Genomic DNA, 15,910 nt, shown 5'->3' with positions numbered 1-15,910 from the left:
CAATGATTGCCGATTTAACGAGACAGGTCGACGCAGCGTTGCGAATTCCGCCTGGCGTGCCTTGATCCAATCATGTTCTCAAAGCTTCCGGAATCGTATATTGATCCTGCACGCGTGGGGCCGCATCTTTCCTAGATCTCATGGGCAAGCCGGGGGTTCATGTCCGATATTCCGCTGTTTTTTGAGCGCCTGAACCGGCGTGCGTTTCTTGGTGCATCCGCTTTGGGCGCGGCCTCCGTGGCTCTTTCGGCGTGCACCACGACGGACGTAGCGGCGCCGCCAGTGACCGCGGCGCCAAGCGATCCGGCTTTCGGCGATGCCGCAAGTATGTATGCGGCGCGCGTCGACGAGGGCTATCAACTGCCGGCAATCCCGGTAGCCAAGGTCGATCCGAAATTCGTGCGCCAAATCGTGTCCGATCCGACCGGAGAAAAACCCGGCACGATCGTCGTCGATACCTCCGAGCACTTCCTCTATCTGGTGCACGACGGCGGCAAGGCAATTCGCTATGGCGTCAGCCTCGGCAAGGCCGGTTTCGGATGGACCGGCAGCGCCGTGGTTCAGGCGAGGAAGAAGTGGCCGGTCTGGACGCCGCCGCCGGAGATGATCCAGCGCCGGCCGGAACTGGCGAAATACAAGGACGGCATGCCGCCCGGCCCGCACAGCCCGCTGGGCGCACGCGCGCTATATCTCTTCCGCGACGGCAAGGACACGATGTACCGGCTGCACGGCACGCCGGAGTGGGATTCCATCGGGAAGAACGCTTCCTCCGGCTGTGTGCGCTTCATGAATCAGGACATTATCGACCTCTACAGCCGCGTCGACGGCGTCGCGCCGGTCTTCGTGCGCCCGAACCTGTCGGCCGCCGGGAAGATCGCCGCCGTGTCGGACAGGACGGCCGAGCCGATCGATGCGGGCGTGCCAAAGGACGCGGAGATGTTGAGGTAAGTGCCTTCGACGGATCATCAGTCTTAGGTTTTGCAAACCCACTAGAACACAATCCTTGTGCCGGCGAGCCGCAACTGAAGGGCCCGACCTTTCGATCGTGCCAGGCAGGCGGACGCGTTCGGCGCGTCCGCCTGCCTGGGGGTGTCGCTACTTCCCGGCGAGGCCTGGAAGCGTGACCTGATAGACCAGGAACATCGTGTCGACATCGGCGCCATCGTCGGCCTTGTAGGCCGCGCCGACCTGGAAGCCGTCCTGGGTGAGAAAGTCATTGTCGTTGGCGACGAACAGGAAATAGTCGTCGGGCCGTGTTGGATCGAGGACGCTCACCACCGACATCGCCTCCCACTTCTCCGAAAGGTTGTTGCGGTCATTGGGCGCGCCATTGTGCAGCCCGAAGCGGCCGAGCTCGGTCTTGTCGTTGATGTCGATGAACGGCGTCAGCTTGGCCGGCGTCACCGAGGGATCGAGCTCACCTTTGGGCGCAACCGGCTTGTCCTTGTCGAACTCGGTGCCGGCGATGTCGGTTGCCGCCGACACATCGACGACGCTGATCTCGCGATAGAGCGAGGTGTCGCCCTTCACCCCTTGGCCGTTGCCGCTGTCGCGCGCCAGCATCAGGAAGGTCTTGTCCGACAGAGCCACGATTTCGCTCTGCGCGGCAATCTTGGTCTTGCCCTTGGCATCGGTGAACACCGGCAGCGCCACAACATATTCATGCGCAAGCTTGAGTTGGGCCGGATCCGAGGCATCGTAGACCAGCGCGCGCGTGTTCTGGCGCGTCGAAGCGGAATCGCCGCCATCCTGTCTGGGGGCCGATTGCAGCACAGCGATCAGGAACTTCCCGTCCGGCGTCAGTGCCATGCCTTCGAGGCCCTGGTTGTTCTGACGGCCGGTTTCGGGATCCGTCGGATCTGGGTCTGCCGCGCCCGGTCCCGGATTGTTGGACGCGAAGTTCGGCGTTCCATGACGCATCGGGACAAGCGCCGCCGGCGACTGCGTTGCCGACATCAGACGCCCATCGGCGGAGAAGTGGTAGATGTTCGGACCATATTCGTCCGAGATGAACATGGTGCCGTCGGGCAGCCGCACGATCGCCTCGTTATCGAGCGCGAGCTTGCCGTTGGCTTCGGGCAGGATCGGCATGTCGTCGGTCGCGGCGCGCACGCCGTTGAGCGGATCGAGGCCGGTTGCGTCGGCGCCCTTGTCGTCGGTCAAAAGCATGGTGTCGGCAAGGGTTGCCTTGAGGCCCGACTGTTCCTGGCCGGCGGCTGGTGCCGCACCCGGTGCGATCGGGGCGAATTCGATGGCAATCGTGTTGATGCGCGGACGGTAATCGGTGGTGCCGACGACATTGTAGCCACGATCCGGCAGCAGCCACAGCGAGCCCTTATAGCCATCGGCGCCATGCGTCCAGCCGGCAGCGTCGATCGCCATGCCCGAGCCGGAGCCAAACGTCTCGCCGAACTTGTCCCTTTGGCTGGCCGGGATGCGACCGACACCGACCAGGCCCTTGTTGACGAAGCTGACGCCGCCGACGGTCGCTGCGTTTTCAGCCAAGGCCGGAGTCAAGGCGGTGAACATCGCCAGCGCGACCGCGAGGGACGCGTTTCGGTGCAGGTTTTTCATGGAAATCCTCTTTGTGACAAAACAGCCGAAGCGGGCGTCGCATCGACATGCCGCCAGCGCTTTCCGAAAAAGGTCTAGGACGCGAACATGATACTTGCGTGACAGAGGGCGCTTGTTCCTTCGTCCCTTGTGGGAGCAGGTGGATCGGCGCGCAGCGCCGAGACGGAAGAGGGGTGCTGGACGGAGTGCCTCGGTGCCGAGCTGGAGCACCCTCATCCGACCGAGCTGAGCCTGTCCTCTGGCTTGCCGAAGGCAAGACCCGTGGGCTCGGCCACCTTCTCCCCAAGGGGAGAAGGGAAGTGCCGCGCTCAATCGCTGTCGCGCGCGATCAGCTGCAGCGGCCAGACTTCACGGATGATGCGTGCGCCTTCGGCGCCGGCGTAAGCCGGGATCGATGCCAGCAGCATTTCGGCCAGCCGCTCGCCCATCGGCTCAAGCGCCGGGCGGAAGCCGGTCAGCGCCGGCGAAAAATAGCGGCAGAGCGGGGTGTCGACGATGACGATCACCGCGATGTCGTGGCCGGGCTTGATGCCCGCCTCGGCCAAAGCCTTGCAGCCGCCAAGCGCCATCGCGTCATTGTTGAAGATGATGGCGGTCGGCGGGTCCTTGGAGCGCATGACCTTCGGCGTCACCGCGTAGCCGCCTGCCTCGTTGATGAAGCCGTCGGCGATCAACTCGGGGTCGAATTCGATGCCGTGCCGCCGCAACGCCTTGCGATAGCCGGCGAGGAACAGATAGCCGAAATTGAGATCGAGCGACGGGCGGATGGCCGCGATGCGGCGGTGACCGCGCGCGACAAGACGATCGACCGCGTCAGCACCGGCTTTTTCGAAGTCGAGGTCGAGCGAGGGGTAGGCATCGCCGCCGGAGCGGCTGCGGCCGAGCGTCGCGAACGGGAAACCGGCCTGGGTCAGATAGTCGATGCGCTCGTCCTCGCGCCGCGTCCAGGCCAGCACCACCGCATCGGCCCGCCGGGTCTCGACGACACGGCGCAGGCGCTCCTGCTGATAGTCGCCCGGCGCGCCCATCACCACGATCAGGTCGAGTCCGCTTTCGGCGAGCTTGGCCTGCAACCCGGTCAGGAACGGAATGAAGAACGGCTCGCCATATTCCTGATCGCCCGGATGCGGCTGCAGCATGAAGGCGATCGAATGGGTGGCGCCGCGCCGCAAACTGCGGCCGGACTGGTTCGGCGAATAATTCAGCTTCTTGGCCGCATCGAGCACGCGCTGGCGTGTGTCGGCGTTGACGTCGGCGCGGCCGTTGAGCGCGCGCGACACCGTGCCGATCGAAATGTTCAGGTGACGCGCAAGGTCGTGAATGCTGGACGCCAAAGGACAGTTCTCCCCCTTGGTTGGCTAGCACCGGCTGCTGTTCAGGCCAAGCCGGCATCACGTTTTTCGCTATCGGCCGATTGACATTCTACGCCATCGGGTGTGTTCTCGTAAACGTTTACGGAAAACATTCACGGCCCTGCCGTGAACGCCGTGACGATCGGTCTGGAGGGGCCGAGAGGGAGGAGCACTGGATGATCAATGTCGTCCTGGTCGGCTGCGGCGCCATGAGCAAGGCATGGCTCGATGCAGCCAGGCAGATCGACGGGCTCGCCATTGTCGGCCTGGTCGATATCGATGTCGAACGGGCGCGGGCGAGGGCGCGCGAATACGAGCTTTCGAGCGCCATCATTGGAACCGACCTCGACGCCGTGCTCGACCAGACCAGGCCCGACGCGGTATTCGACGTGGTGGTTCCCGCCGCCCGCCGCGAGGTCGCGCTTTCCGCCTTTGCCCATAATTGCCACCTGCTGACCGAAAAGCCACTCGCCGACAGCCCGGACAATGCGCGTGCCATCGTCGAGGCCGCCCGCAGCGCCGGGCGTATCCATGCCGTCGTCCAGAACCGCCGCTATGTCGCCAATGTCAGGCGCATCCGGCGCTTTCTCGATTCCGGCGCCATTGGTGCGCCAACCAGCATCCATGCCGAGTTCTTCGTCGCGCCGCATTTCGGCGGCTTTCGCGAGGAGATGCGTCATGTGCTGCTGCTCGACATGGCGATCCACACATTCGATGCCGCCCGCTACATGGCGGCCGGCGAGCCGACCGGTGTCTATTGCCAGGAGTGGGAGCCGGCCAATTCCTGGTATCGGCAAGGGTCGTCGGCGACCGCAAGCTTCGACCTCGGCGGCGGCAAGCTGTTCACCTATGCCGGCAGCTGGTGCGCGGCCGGCTTCCGCACCAGCTGGGACAGTACATGGCGGATCGTCGCAGAGCGCGGCAGCATTGTGTGGGACGGCGAGGACGGGCTGAAGGCGGAAATCGTGCAGCCGGTCCGTGAAGGCCTGTTCGACCGCACCGAACCGATAGCCGTGCCGCCGCTCGACCCGGCCGATCGCGTCGGCGGCCATCTCGGCATCATCCAGGATTTCGTCCGCGCCGTCGAAACCGGCACCGAGCCGGAGACGCGCGGCGCCGACAACATCAAGAGCCTGGCCATGGTTTTCGCTGCGATCGAGAGCGCCGAGACCGGGCGCCGGGTCGCCATCGCTGCACAGGAAGGATCATGATGCCAAACCCGCTGCTCGACATCAGGATCGGCACAATGGTGCGGGCCAATCTCGACGACCCGGCCGCCTATGTCAGGCAGATCCTGCCGCTCGGCTTCGAGAGCATCCAGCCGTTCTTCTGGCAGACGCTGGGCGGCAAGGACATTCCGCGGCTAGCGGGCGAGATCCGCGAGGCGATCGGCGATGCCGATGTCATCGTCTCATCGATCGGCGTTTTCGGCAATCCGCTGGAGAGCGGCGAGATCGATCGCGGCGTGCTCCAGGCGTGGGAAACGATCATCGACAACGCGCATCTGTTCGGCACCAATATGGTCAGCGGCTTTACCGGCCGCATTCGCGGCAAGCCGCTGCCCGACAGCCTGCCGCGTTTCCGCGAGGTCTGGGGACCGTTGGCCAGGCGTGCCGCCGACAAGGGCGTGCGCATCGCGTTCGAGAACTGCGCCATGGACGGCAACTGGGCCAGCGGTGACTGGAACATCGCCCACAATCCGGACGCCTGGGAGTTGATGTTCAACGAGTTGCCGGACGGCAATCTCGGCCTGGAGTGGGAGCCCTGCCATCAACTGGTCTATCTGATCGATCCGATCCCGCAGATCCGCAAATGGGCGCCGCGTATCTTCCACGTCCACGGCAAGGACGCGACGGTGCGCTGGGACGTGATCCGCGAACATGGCGTGTTCGGCCGCCTGCCGTTCGTGCAGATGCGCACCCCTGGCTTCGGCGATAGCGACTGGACGCGGGTGATCAGTGAGCTGCGGCTGGCCGGCTACAAGGGCGCCATCGACATTGAGGGCTGGCACGACCCGGTCTATCGCGGCGATCTCGAGATCACCGGCCAGGCGCGTGCGCTGGACTATCTCCAACAATGCCGGGGAGGCGCGAGCTACCTGCCGAACCCGGTGTGAGGCTAATGCATGTCGCGCAAAAGTGCCCAGCGGTTTTGCGATAACGACATGCATAAAAACAGGACAAGCCGGCGGGAGGTGCCGGCCAGGGAAAGATTGCGGCGCCTTGCCGAAGCGATCGTCAAAACCCCTCGGCTAGCGAGGGAACAAAGGGAGGATAAGTGCATGAGCATTACGATGAGAAGGACAGTTCTGCGCTCGACCGTCGCGGCGGCCGCGATGGCGCTCGCCGCCGCACTCTCGACCTTGCCGGCGCAGGCGCTCGATGCCCAGTGGTGCAAGGACGTCCATATCCGCTTCTTCGTCGGCGGCGCCGAGGGCGATGCCTTCGGCACGATCGTCTATAATGGCGCAAAGCAGGCGGCGGCCGATCTCGGGCCGAAGGTCGACTACATCTTTTCCCAGTGGGATGTCGAGAAGATGGTGCAGCAATTGCGCGAGGCTGTCGCGGTCAAGCCCCAAGGCATCGCCATGATGGGCCACCCCGGCGACGCCGCGATCATGCCGCTGGCCGAACAGGCGCACAAGGACGGCATCAAGATGATGTACCAGAACGTGCCGGTGCCGACGGTCACGGCGGCGTTCGGCGGCGGCTATGTCGGTGCCCAGCAGGAGCAGCAGGGCCGCGCGCTTGGCGCCGAGGCGGTCAAGCTGGCCGGGCTCAAGGCCGGCGACAAGGCAATCATGATCGGCCCGTTCGAGAACGAGAGCCGCGGCGCGCGAGAACGCGGCACTGTCGCTGCCCTCAAGGAAGCGGGCGTCGAGGTCATACAGCTCTCCTCGCCACCGAGCGGCGAATGGGCTTCCGACCCCAATCTGGCCCTTCCGGTGATCACCGCGGCACTGCTCAACAATCCCGACGTCAAGGCGGTTGGCTATCCCGGCGGACAGATGCTGGGCAACGTCCCGACTTACATGCAGGCGGCGGGCAGGAAGCCGGGCGATATCTTCAACTTCGGCTTCGACACCAGCCCGCAGATCGTCGAGGGCTTCAAGGGCGGCTGGGTGCAGCTGACGGCCGACCAGCAGCCGTTCCTGCAGGGCTATCTGCCGATCCTCAGCCTCTGCCAGCAGGTTGTGCTGGGTCTCGCACCGATGAATGTCGATACCGGCGCCGGCTTCGTCACGCCGCAGAATTACGAGATTGTCGCCGAGCTCGCCAAGCAGGCGCTGCGCTGACCTCCCAAGCCGCCGGCCGGGATTGAGCCCGGCCGGCGGGACCGCCGGCGAAAAGGCCGGCACGCGACAATCAAGCGAGGATCGCCATGGCCGAACGCATCATCGAACTGCGCGACATCAGCAAGTCCTATGGCCAGGTCTATGCGCTTGGCGGGGTCAATCTCAGCGTCGATCGAGGCGAGGTGGTCGGCCTGATCGGCGATAATGGCGCCGGCAAGTCGACGCTGATCAAGATCCTGTCCGGCGTGGTCAAACCGACCAGCGGCGAGATTCTCGTCCGCGGCAAGCCGGTGACCGGATGGAGCCCTGCGCGCTCGCGCGACGCCGGCATCGAGACGGTGTTCCAGGACCGGGCGCTCGCCGTGCAGCAGACGATCGTGCGCAACATCTTCATGGGCCGCGAGCTCACCGGCTGGCTTGGCTGGCTGAAGGTCAACAAGGAGATCGCGGAGGCGAGCCGGCTGATGCGCGAGATCGGCTTCACCTCGAAAGTATTCACGCCACAGTCGATCGTCGGTCAGCTCTCGGGCGGCGAACGCCAGGGCGTGGCGATCGCGCGGGCCATCTATAAGAAGGCGGAGCTGATAGTCCTCGACGAACCGACGACCGCGCTATCGCTGACCGAGACCGCCAAGGTCTTCCACTTCGTGCGCCAGGTGCGGGCGAGCGGGCGCTCGATCCTGTTCATCGGCCACAACATCCACCACGTCTTCGATATCGCCGATCGCTTCGTGGTGTTGGACCGCGGCAAGGTCGCGCTCACCGCCGACCGCAGCGAGGTCAAATCGGCCGAAGACCTGATCAATTTCATGGAGGACGTCGCCCACCCCAGCGGATTGCCGGGGTTGCACGACGCGGGCGATGCGGGGAGGGCGGCACGATGAGCAAGACCATGGAACCCGATCTGCAGAGCCCCCTCGGCGGCACGCATGGCGAAACCGCCGGGAAAGAGTGGAGACACCCGTCCGACAATTGGCTGCGCGGGTTCATCCTCGACAACCGCGCCGCGCTCGGCACGCTTGCCGTGTTCATCGTCATGATGGCGGTGTTCATGATCGCCAATCCGATCGTGTTCACCACCTGGTATCTTTACAGCTCCGTGCTGACCACGCTGCCGGTGGCGCTGTTCGTGGTGGTGCCGCTGGTCTTCGTCGTCACCTGCGGCGAGATCGACCTGTCGTTTCCGGCGACGATGGGCTTTGCCTCATGGGTCTTCGCGCTGGTCGTGCAGGCCGGCTACGACCCGTTCCTCGGCATCGCCGCCGCAATGGTCACCGGCATGCTGCTCGGCTTCCTGGTCGGCTCGCTGGTCGTCTATGGCGGGCTGTCGTCGCTGATCGCCACGCTCGGCATGAATTTCCTGCTGCGCGGCCTGATCCAGATCATCAACGAGGGCAGGTCGACGGCGCTGACCGGCCTTGCCGACAGCTGGGCCCACAAGATCTTCTCCAGCCAGCTTTACGGCATTCCGGTGCAGATCTTCTGGGCCATCGGCTTCGTCGTGCTGTCGGCGCTGCTTTACAACCGCCATCGCTTCGGTGCCCAGGTCAAGGTGGTCGGCGACAATCCAGACAGCGCCCAGCAGATGGGTATCGACGTCAAGCGCGTGCGCGTAAAAGTGTTCGTCTTCGTCGGCATCGGCGCGGCGATCGCCGGCACGTTCTCGGTGATGATCAACTTCACCTGGTGGCCGACGGCGGGCGACGGATACCTGCTGCCGGTGCTGGCATCGGTGTTCGTCGGCGGCACCCCGACCTGGGGCGGCATCGGCACTGTTGTCGGCGGCGCGATCGGTGCGGTCACAGTGTCGTTCATTCAGACCGGCGTGGTGGCGGCGGGGTTGAGCGGCTTTTACGTGCAGTTCTTCAACGGGCTGATCATCATCCTGTCGCTGCTCGGCCACAAATGGAACCAGGCAAGGTATCGGTGAGGGCGCCTCATCGGTCTGCCTCGCCGCAGGGCTGGCAAAAAGAACTAGTGAATAGGCGTTGGGTCAAGCTTAAATAAGCGATTTGATGTGCTAGAAACGGCTCCTGCTTTGAGGGAGCGTTAGATGAAGATACTTGCGCCGGATATTGAGCAAGCAGTTGGAGCCAGTGAAGATATTTTCGGCCGCGACTTGTTTGGCGATGGGCTTTTAAAGGTTTTTGATCTCAGCGATGATGCATTGGTTGTCGCGCTTGACGAGCCATGGGGATCAGGAAAAACGGTCTTTGCAAGACGTTTGGCTCGTAGGGCAAGGGATCAGAAATTCAAAGTTGTCTATTTCGATGCATTTAAACGCGACTATGATTCCGACGTTTTTGTTTCGCTTGCTGCAGAGATTATTGAAGAGACGGGAATAAAACCGAAAGAAAAAAAGGCACTTAAGGCAAAAGCAAAAGACGTAGCGAAGATTGTCGGGCGGGTTGCTATAAAAGGTGCAATTCGCGGGCTAACAGCCGGTGTGGTTCGGGCTTCTGATTTCGAAGATGCAAATGAAGATATAGCCAATGAGGTGGGCAAAGAGATCGAAGCCGAACTCGACAAAATTATTGACAACCGATTGGAAAGCGCGAAAGCGGAGAAGAAAGCATTCGAGACTTTTCGCCAAACCCTTTCGGACCTTATGTCGGCAGACGACAGTCAAAAGCCTCTTATATTTATCGTAGACGAGCTTGATAGACGTAGACCAACATATGCTTTGTCGGTTTTGGAGACGATAAAACATCTATTTTCTGTCAAGAACGTTCACTTTCTCCTTGTTTGCCAGCTTGATCAGCTCTCGGCAGCGACCAGAAAAATGTACGGATCCGAGATAGATTCGAGTTTGTATCTCGAGAAATTCATTCATTTTAGAGTTACATTTCCGCAATTCGAAAAAAGAGAGAATGATCGGCTTCTAAAGAAGTTTGTCTTGAATGTCCTTAAAGAGATGCCAGACGACGACGAATCTGGCCGTTTGAAGGACGGATTCGCGGAATTTATTTCACTTGTCTGGGAAAGAGGAGAGTATTCTCTCCGTCGACTTGAGCGCCTTTGCACACTGTTTGGGTTGTGTCTGGCTTTTACAAACAAAAGAACCATCCGCCATCCAGCATTGATACATATACTTTGTGATTTGAAGCTTTCGTCGCCGGTGTTGTTTTCGAAGGCCAAAAATGGAACCCTGACGTATCGAGATGTCAAGAATCTCTATCGGTTCTCAGATGAACCAGATAAAAGGAAGAATAAAATAGATTGGTATGCGCTCAACTGGAGATATTTCTTGTCATCCAACGAGGAATTGCAAGCGATTGATGTCAGCGGGTTTGGAAACAGTTCATTTGAGTATAATATCGAACGAGAGGATGTTGTTCGTTTCCTGGCAAATAAAATTGTGGAACGATTTGCTTTCCCAACTTGAACTTCACACCGCAGCGACAAACCCGTCCAGCACGCGTTTCTGGCCGGCCTTGTCGAAGTCGATGGTCAGCTTGTTGCCTTCGATGGCCGAGATGTTGCCGTTGCCGAATTTCTGGTGGAAGACGCGGTCGCCGACGCTGAAGGGGGACGGCGTGTCGGCGACGGATTTGGCGACCAGCTCGCCGTCGATGGTGCGGCCCTTGACCGAGGTGCGGCCGGCGCCGTAGCCGGAGTCGGTTTCGCCATAGCCGATGCGCTCGACTTGATGGCCGGAGCGCGTGCCCCAATTGCGGTCGGTGGCTTCGGTGCGGTTGGCTTGAGCGCGCTGCCAGCCCGGCGTCGCATAGGTGCTGGAGAAAGCGCCGGATTTCTCGGCGCCGTTATTGCCGCCGATGTTGTCGAAGCGCGATGCTCCATAGGGGTTCTGCCTGCCCGCCCCTTGGCCGCCACGACCGGAGGCGAACGAGCCGCCACCATAGGCATTGCCGTAGCCGCCATAGGAGTTGCCGCTCTCGGAAACTTCGACATGGGCTTCCGGCAGTTCTTCCAGGAAGCGCGACGGGATGGTCGACTGCCAGAGGCCGTGGATGCGGCGGTTGGAGACGAACCAGATGTGCAGGTTCTTCTTGGCGCGGGTCAGGCCGACATAGGCGAGGCGGCGTTCCTCCTCCAGGCCGGAGCGGCCACCCTCGTCGAGGGAACGCTGATGCGGGAACAGGCCTTCCTCCCAGCCGGGCAGGAACACGGTTTCGAATTCGAGGCCCTTGGCCGAATGCAGCGTCATGATGTTGACGGCATCGAGCTCGGCGTTCTGCTCGGCGTCCATCACCAAGGCGACATGTTCGAGGAAGGAGCGCAGCGATTCATACTCCTCCATGGAGCGGATCAGTTCTTTTAAGTTCTCGAGCCGACCGGGCGCTTCAACCGAGCGGTCGTTCTTCCACATGTCGGTGTAGCCGCTCTCCTCCAGTATGGTCTCGGCGAGCTCGGTGTGCGGCGTGGTTTCCAGCGCCTTCTGCCAGCGCTCGAAATTGGCCGACACCTCGCGCAGTGCCGCGCGCGGCTTCGGCTTCAGCTCGTCGCTCTCGGCAAGTTTTGCCGCCGCCTCCAGCATCGGGATGCGCAGCGCACGTGCGGTGTCGTGGATCTGGCGGATGGTGGCCTCGCCCAAGCCGCGTTTCGGCACGTTGACGATGCGCTCGAAAGCGAGGTCGTCGGCGCCTTGCGCGACGACGCGGAAGAAGGCCAGCGCATCGCGTATCTCGAGCCGCTCATAAAAGCGCGGGCCGCCGATGACGCGGTAGTTGAGGCCGAGCGTGACGAAGCGGTCCTCGAATTCGCGCATCTGGAAGGAGGCGCGGACGAGAATCGCCATATCGTTCAAATTGTGCTTCTGGCGCTGGTAGGCCTCGATCGTCTCGCCGACGGCGCGGGCCTCCTCCTCGGAATCCCAGGCGGCGTGGACATGCACCTTCTCGTCGTCCTCGGCGATCTTTTCGGTGAACAGCGTCTTGCCGAAACGGCCCTCATTGTGGGCGATGAGGTGGGAGGCGGTGCCGAGGATGTGCGCGGTCGAGCGGTAGTTGCGCTCCAGCCTGATGATGGTGGCGCCAGGAAAATCCTTGTCGAAGCGCAGGATATTGTCGACCTCGGCGCCGCGCCAGCCATAGATCGACTGGTCGTCGTCGCCGACGCAGCAGATATTTACGGTGGACAGGCGCGGGCTTCCCTCCCCCTCGAGGGGAGGGTGGCCGGGCGAAGCCCGGTCGGGTGGGGTCCGTGCGGCAGTGCTCGACCTACCGGCGGCAGTGCTCGACGCTCTAGCGGTGCCTTCTGCGGCAACCCCCTCCGCCCGCTTCGCGGGCACCTCCCCCTCAAGGGGGGAGGATTGCGGCCGCTGCGCCAGCAGCCGCAGCCACATGTATTGCGCGGTGTTGGTGTCCTGATACTCGTCAACGAGGATGTAGCGGAAGCGCTTGTGGTATTCCTTCAGCACGTCCGGATTGGCGCGGAAGATGCGGATCGGGTGGCACAATAGATCGCCGAAGTCGCAAGCGTTCAGCGTTTGCAGCCGCTCCTGATAGGCTTTGTAGAGCTCGCGGCCCTTGCCGTTGGCGAAGGCACGGGCATCGCCCTCGGGGATGTCGGCGGGACCGAGGCCCTTGTTCTTCCAGCCGTCGATCATCTGAGCGAACTGCTTGGCCGGCCAGCGCTTGTCGTCCAGCCCTTCGGCCTGGATCAGCTGCTTGATCAGGCGCACCACGTCGTCGGTGTCGAGAATGGTGAAGTCGGATTTGAGCCCGGCCAGCTCGGCGTGCCGGCGCAGCAGTTTGACGCCGATCGAATGGAAGGTGCCGAGCCACGGCATGCCCTCGACATTGCCTTCGCCGATCAACAGGCCGATGCGCTGCTTCATCTCGCGCGCCGCCTTGTTGGTGAAGGTGACGGCGAGGATCTGCGAAGGGAAGGCTTTGCCGGTGGCAAGGATGTGGGCGATGCGGGTGGTGAGCACCCGCGTCTTGCCGGTGCCGGCGCCGGCCAGCACCAGCACCGGGCCTTCGGTGGTTTCCACCGCCAGCCGCTGCTCGGGGTTGAGGCCGTTGAGATAATCGGGCGCGTTGTTCTGGTTGCTGCGGGCAGCCATGGCGCGCGCGGCAATGCCCGACGGGGCCACGGGCCGCGCGTTCGGTTCGTCAAAAAAGGGCATGTCTTCCGAAAAGCCGGACATCTCTCCCCGAATGTAGTGATTCGGCAGCGAAAGGCCAGAAGCGTCTCCGTTTTGTTCTCTGTCCAGTCGGTAGAACTCACAATCTGAATGGGTCTGCTAACCAAAACGCCGGGCTTGCGATGGGCCGGCGCCGCAAAACGCCGAGCTTGCTTGACAGGGGAGGCGGGCCGGAGAAAGTTGTGCTCGGGGCAGGAGCGCAATGCCGGGTTGCCCATGGACGCGTCGCGGAGCGCACCAGTCGAAGGAGCACCGTCTTGGCTGTGGTCATCACCTCCCTGATCCTTTTCCTCATCGGCCTGGCGCTTGGCGGCGGCGGCATCTGGCTCGTGACGCTGGGCGGCAGCTGGTATTACGTCATCGCCGGTCTAGCTTTCCTTGTCGCGGCCTGGCTGCTCTACAGGCGCAGAACCACGGCGCTGTGGCTCTACGCGGCGATCGTGCTCGGCACGCTCGCCTGGGCGGTCTGGGAGATCGGCTTCGACTGGTGGGAACTCGGTCCGCGCGGCGGCATCATCGTGCTTGTCGCGCTATGGCTGTTGACGCCATGGGCGCGGCGCGGGCTTACCGGTCCCGACGGACGCGCACCACTTATCCTCGCCGTGCTGGCATCGCTTGCCGTCGCCGGTTATTCGATGACGGTCGATCCAAAGGATATTACGGGTGAACTCAACACCGACAAGGTGACGCCGACGGCCGATCTCGGCGGCAACGTGCCGCCCGGCGAATGGCACTATTACGGCCGTACGCCCTATGGCCAGCGCTATTCGCCGCTCGACCAGATCACCCCCGAAAACGTCGCCAATCTGCAGCCGGCCTGGACCTATCGCACCGGCGACGTGAAAGGGCCCCACGACATCGGCGAGACGACCTATCAGGTGACGCCGCTGAAAATCGCCGACACGCTCTACATCTGCACGCCGCATAATTTCGCCATCGCCATCGACGCCGCGAGCGGTAAGGAGAAGTGGCGCTTCGATCCGCAGGTCAAGCTCAACAAGGACCGCCAGCACCAGACCTGCCGCGGCGTGTCCTATTATGCCGACGCCAAGATCGCTGCCGGCCAGCCCTGCGCCACGCGCATCTACCTGCCTACATCCGACGCCCGGCTGATCGCGCTCGACGCGGCGAATGGCCAGGTCTGTCCTACATTTGCCGAAGGCGGCACGCTGAACCTGCTCGCCAACATGCCATATCCGAAGCCGGGCTATTATTATTCGACGTCGGCGCCGCTGATCGTCGCCAACAAGATCATCGTCGGCGGCGCGGTCAACGACAATTATTCGACGCAGGAGCCGTCCGGGGTCATCCGTGCCTACGATGCCGACACAGGCGCGCTGTTGTGGAACTGGGATTCCGGCAATCCAGACCAGACGACGCCGCTGCCGCCGGGCCAGACCTACACCAACAACTCGCCCAACATGTGGTCGACGGCAAGCGCCGACGAAAAGCTCGGCCTGCTTTATGTGCCGCTCGGCAACAAGACGCCGGACCAGCTCGGCGCCGGGCGCAGCGCCAATGACGAGAAATTCTCCTCGTCGATCACCGCGCTCGATCTCAACAGCGGACAATTGCGCTGGGTGCGGCAGACCGTGCATCACGATCTCTGGGACATGGACGTGCCGGCGCAGCCGACGCTGGTCGACATCACCACGGAAAGTGGCGTGGTGCCGGCGCTGGTCGGGCCGACCAAGCAGGGCGACCTCTATGTTCTCGACCGGCGCAGTGGCGAGCCGATCGTTCCGGTCAAGGAAGTGCCGGCGCCGGGCGGCGCGATCGAGGGCGATCATACCTCGCCGACACAGCCGATCTCGGACCTGAGCTTCAGTCCGAAACCGCTGACCGGCGCCGACATGTGGGGCATCACCATGTTCGACCAGCTGGCCTGCCGGATCGAGCTCCGGAAGCTGCGTTATGAGGGCCGCTATACCCCGCCATCGCTGCAGGGCTCGCTGATCTACCCCGGAAATTTCGGCACCTTCAACTGGGGCGGTGTGGCAGTCGATCCGGTCCGGCAGGTGATGTTCGGCATGCCGACATACCTGGCGTTCATCTCCAAACTGGTGCCGCGCGCCGACGTGCCGCCGCCCGGTGACACCAAGGGCAGCGAACAAGGCCTGAACCGCAATGAGGGTGCGCCTTACGCAGTGATATTGAAGCCGTTCCTGTCGCCGCTCGGCATTCCCTGCCAGGCGCCGCCCTGGGGCTATGTGGCGGGTGCCGACCTTCGGACCGGCAAGATCGTCTACAAGCATCGCAATGGCACCGTCTACGACATGACGCCGCTGCCGCTGCCGTTCAAGGTCGGCGTGCCCGGCATTGGCGGGCCGATGATCACTGCCGGCGGCGTCGCCTTCCTTAGTGCGGCGGTCGACGACTATGTGCGCGCCTATGACCTGTCGACCGGCAAACAGCTCTGGCAGGCGCGGCTGCCTGCCGGCGGGCAGTCGACACCCATGACCTACACGGTAGCCGACGGACGCCAGTTCGTCGTCATCGTTGCCGGCGGCCACGGCTCGGTCGGCACCAAGCCGGGCGATTATGTGATGGCCTATACGCTGCCGAAATAGAGAAGTTCCT

At 62.8% G+C, this 15,910-nt stretch carries 11 protein-coding genes; 8 read left to right on the top strand and 3 right to left on the bottom strand.

Going from position 1 to position 15,910, the window contains the following annotated elements; genetic code table 11:
• The first annotated feature begins 159 nt into the window (after positions 1-159).
• Entirely contained in the window at positions 160-948 is a 789-nt protein-coding gene (locus NKJ13_RS08860; RefSeq protein WP_352740974.1) for a L,D-transpeptidase, read from the top strand.
• A gap of 147 nt (positions 949-1,095) precedes the next feature.
• Here NKJ13_RS08860 and NKJ13_RS08855 read toward each other — a convergent pair whose 3' ends face one another.
• Together NKJ13_RS08855 and NKJ13_RS08850 are read right to left on the bottom strand one after the other, a co-directional pair.
• Positions 1,096-2,574 (bottom strand): esterase-like activity of phytase family protein, encoded by a 1,479-nt coding sequence (locus tag NKJ13_RS08855; RefSeq protein ID WP_352777658.1) that lies wholly within the window; start codon positions 2,572-2,574, stop codon positions 1,096-1,098.
• 308 nt (positions 2,575-2,882) lie between these two features.
• On the bottom strand, positions 2,883-3,908 hold the full coding sequence (locus NKJ13_RS08850) for a LacI family DNA-binding transcriptional regulator (protein WP_352475350.1): 1,026 nt from the start codon (positions 3,906-3,908) through the stop codon (positions 2,883-2,885).
• Between the two features lie 194 nt (positions 3,909-4,102).
• Here NKJ13_RS08850 and NKJ13_RS08845 point away from each other — a divergent pair, with 194 nt between their 5' ends.
• From NKJ13_RS08845 to NKJ13_RS08820, 6 genes are all read left to right on the top strand, one after another.
• Positions 4,103-5,137, top strand: a complete 1,035-nt coding sequence (locus tag NKJ13_RS08845; protein WP_352475349.1) for a Gfo/Idh/MocA family protein — start codon at positions 4,103-4,105, stop codon at positions 5,135-5,137.
• On the top strand, positions 5,134-6,042 hold the full coding sequence (locus NKJ13_RS08840) for a sugar phosphate isomerase/epimerase family protein (RefSeq protein WP_352741137.1): 909 nt from the start codon (positions 5,134-5,136) through the stop codon (positions 6,040-6,042). Before NKJ13_RS08845 ends, NKJ13_RS08840 begins: the two co-directional genes overlap by 4 nt.
• A 165-nt stretch (positions 6,043-6,207) precedes the next feature.
• Positions 6,208-7,221: a substrate-binding domain-containing protein gene (locus NKJ13_RS08835; protein ID WP_023676725.1), complete on the top strand. Its 1,014-nt coding sequence runs from the start codon at positions 6,208-6,210 to the stop codon at positions 7,219-7,221.
• An 86-nt stretch (positions 7,222-7,307) separates the two neighbouring features.
• Positions 7,308-8,105 carry an ATP-binding cassette domain-containing protein gene (locus NKJ13_RS08830; RefSeq protein WP_352450092.1) on the top strand — a complete coding sequence of 266 codons (798 nt, stop codon included), beginning with the start codon at positions 7,308-7,310 and terminating at the stop codon, positions 8,103-8,105.
• A complete protein-coding gene (locus NKJ13_RS08825; protein ID WP_352741135.1) occupies positions 8,102-9,151 on the top strand; it encodes an ABC transporter permease in 1,050 nt (349 codons plus the stop codon). Before NKJ13_RS08830 ends, NKJ13_RS08825 begins: the two co-directional genes overlap by 4 nt.
• Positions 9,152-9,274: 123 nt before the next feature.
• A complete protein-coding gene (locus NKJ13_RS08820) occupies positions 9,275-10,606 on the top strand; it encodes a KAP family P-loop NTPase fold protein (protein WP_352741134.1) in 1,332 nt (443 codons plus the stop codon).
• Positions 10,607-10,609: 3 nt separating this feature from the next.
• Here NKJ13_RS08820 and NKJ13_RS08815 read toward each other — a convergent pair whose 3' ends face one another.
• Positions 10,610-13,333, bottom strand: a complete 2,724-nt coding sequence (locus NKJ13_RS08815) for an ATP-dependent helicase (RefSeq protein ID WP_352777656.1) — start codon at positions 13,331-13,333, stop codon at positions 10,610-10,612.
• A 254-nt stretch (positions 13,334-13,587) separates the two neighbouring features.
• Between NKJ13_RS08815 and NKJ13_RS08810 the strand changes: the two genes are divergently transcribed.
• Entirely contained in the window at positions 13,588-15,900 is a 2,313-nt protein-coding gene (locus NKJ13_RS08810; protein WP_352777655.1) for a glucose/quinate/shikimate family membrane-bound PQQ-dependent dehydrogenase, read from the top strand.
• The last annotated feature ends 10 nt before the right edge of the window (positions 15,901-15,910 follow it).

Source organism: Mesorhizobium sp. M0174 (genome assembly GCF_040322275.1).
Lineage (GTDB): Bacteria > Pseudomonadota > Alphaproteobacteria > Rhizobiales > Rhizobiaceae > Mesorhizobium.
This window is presented reverse-complemented; position numbering and strand designations above follow the sequence as displayed.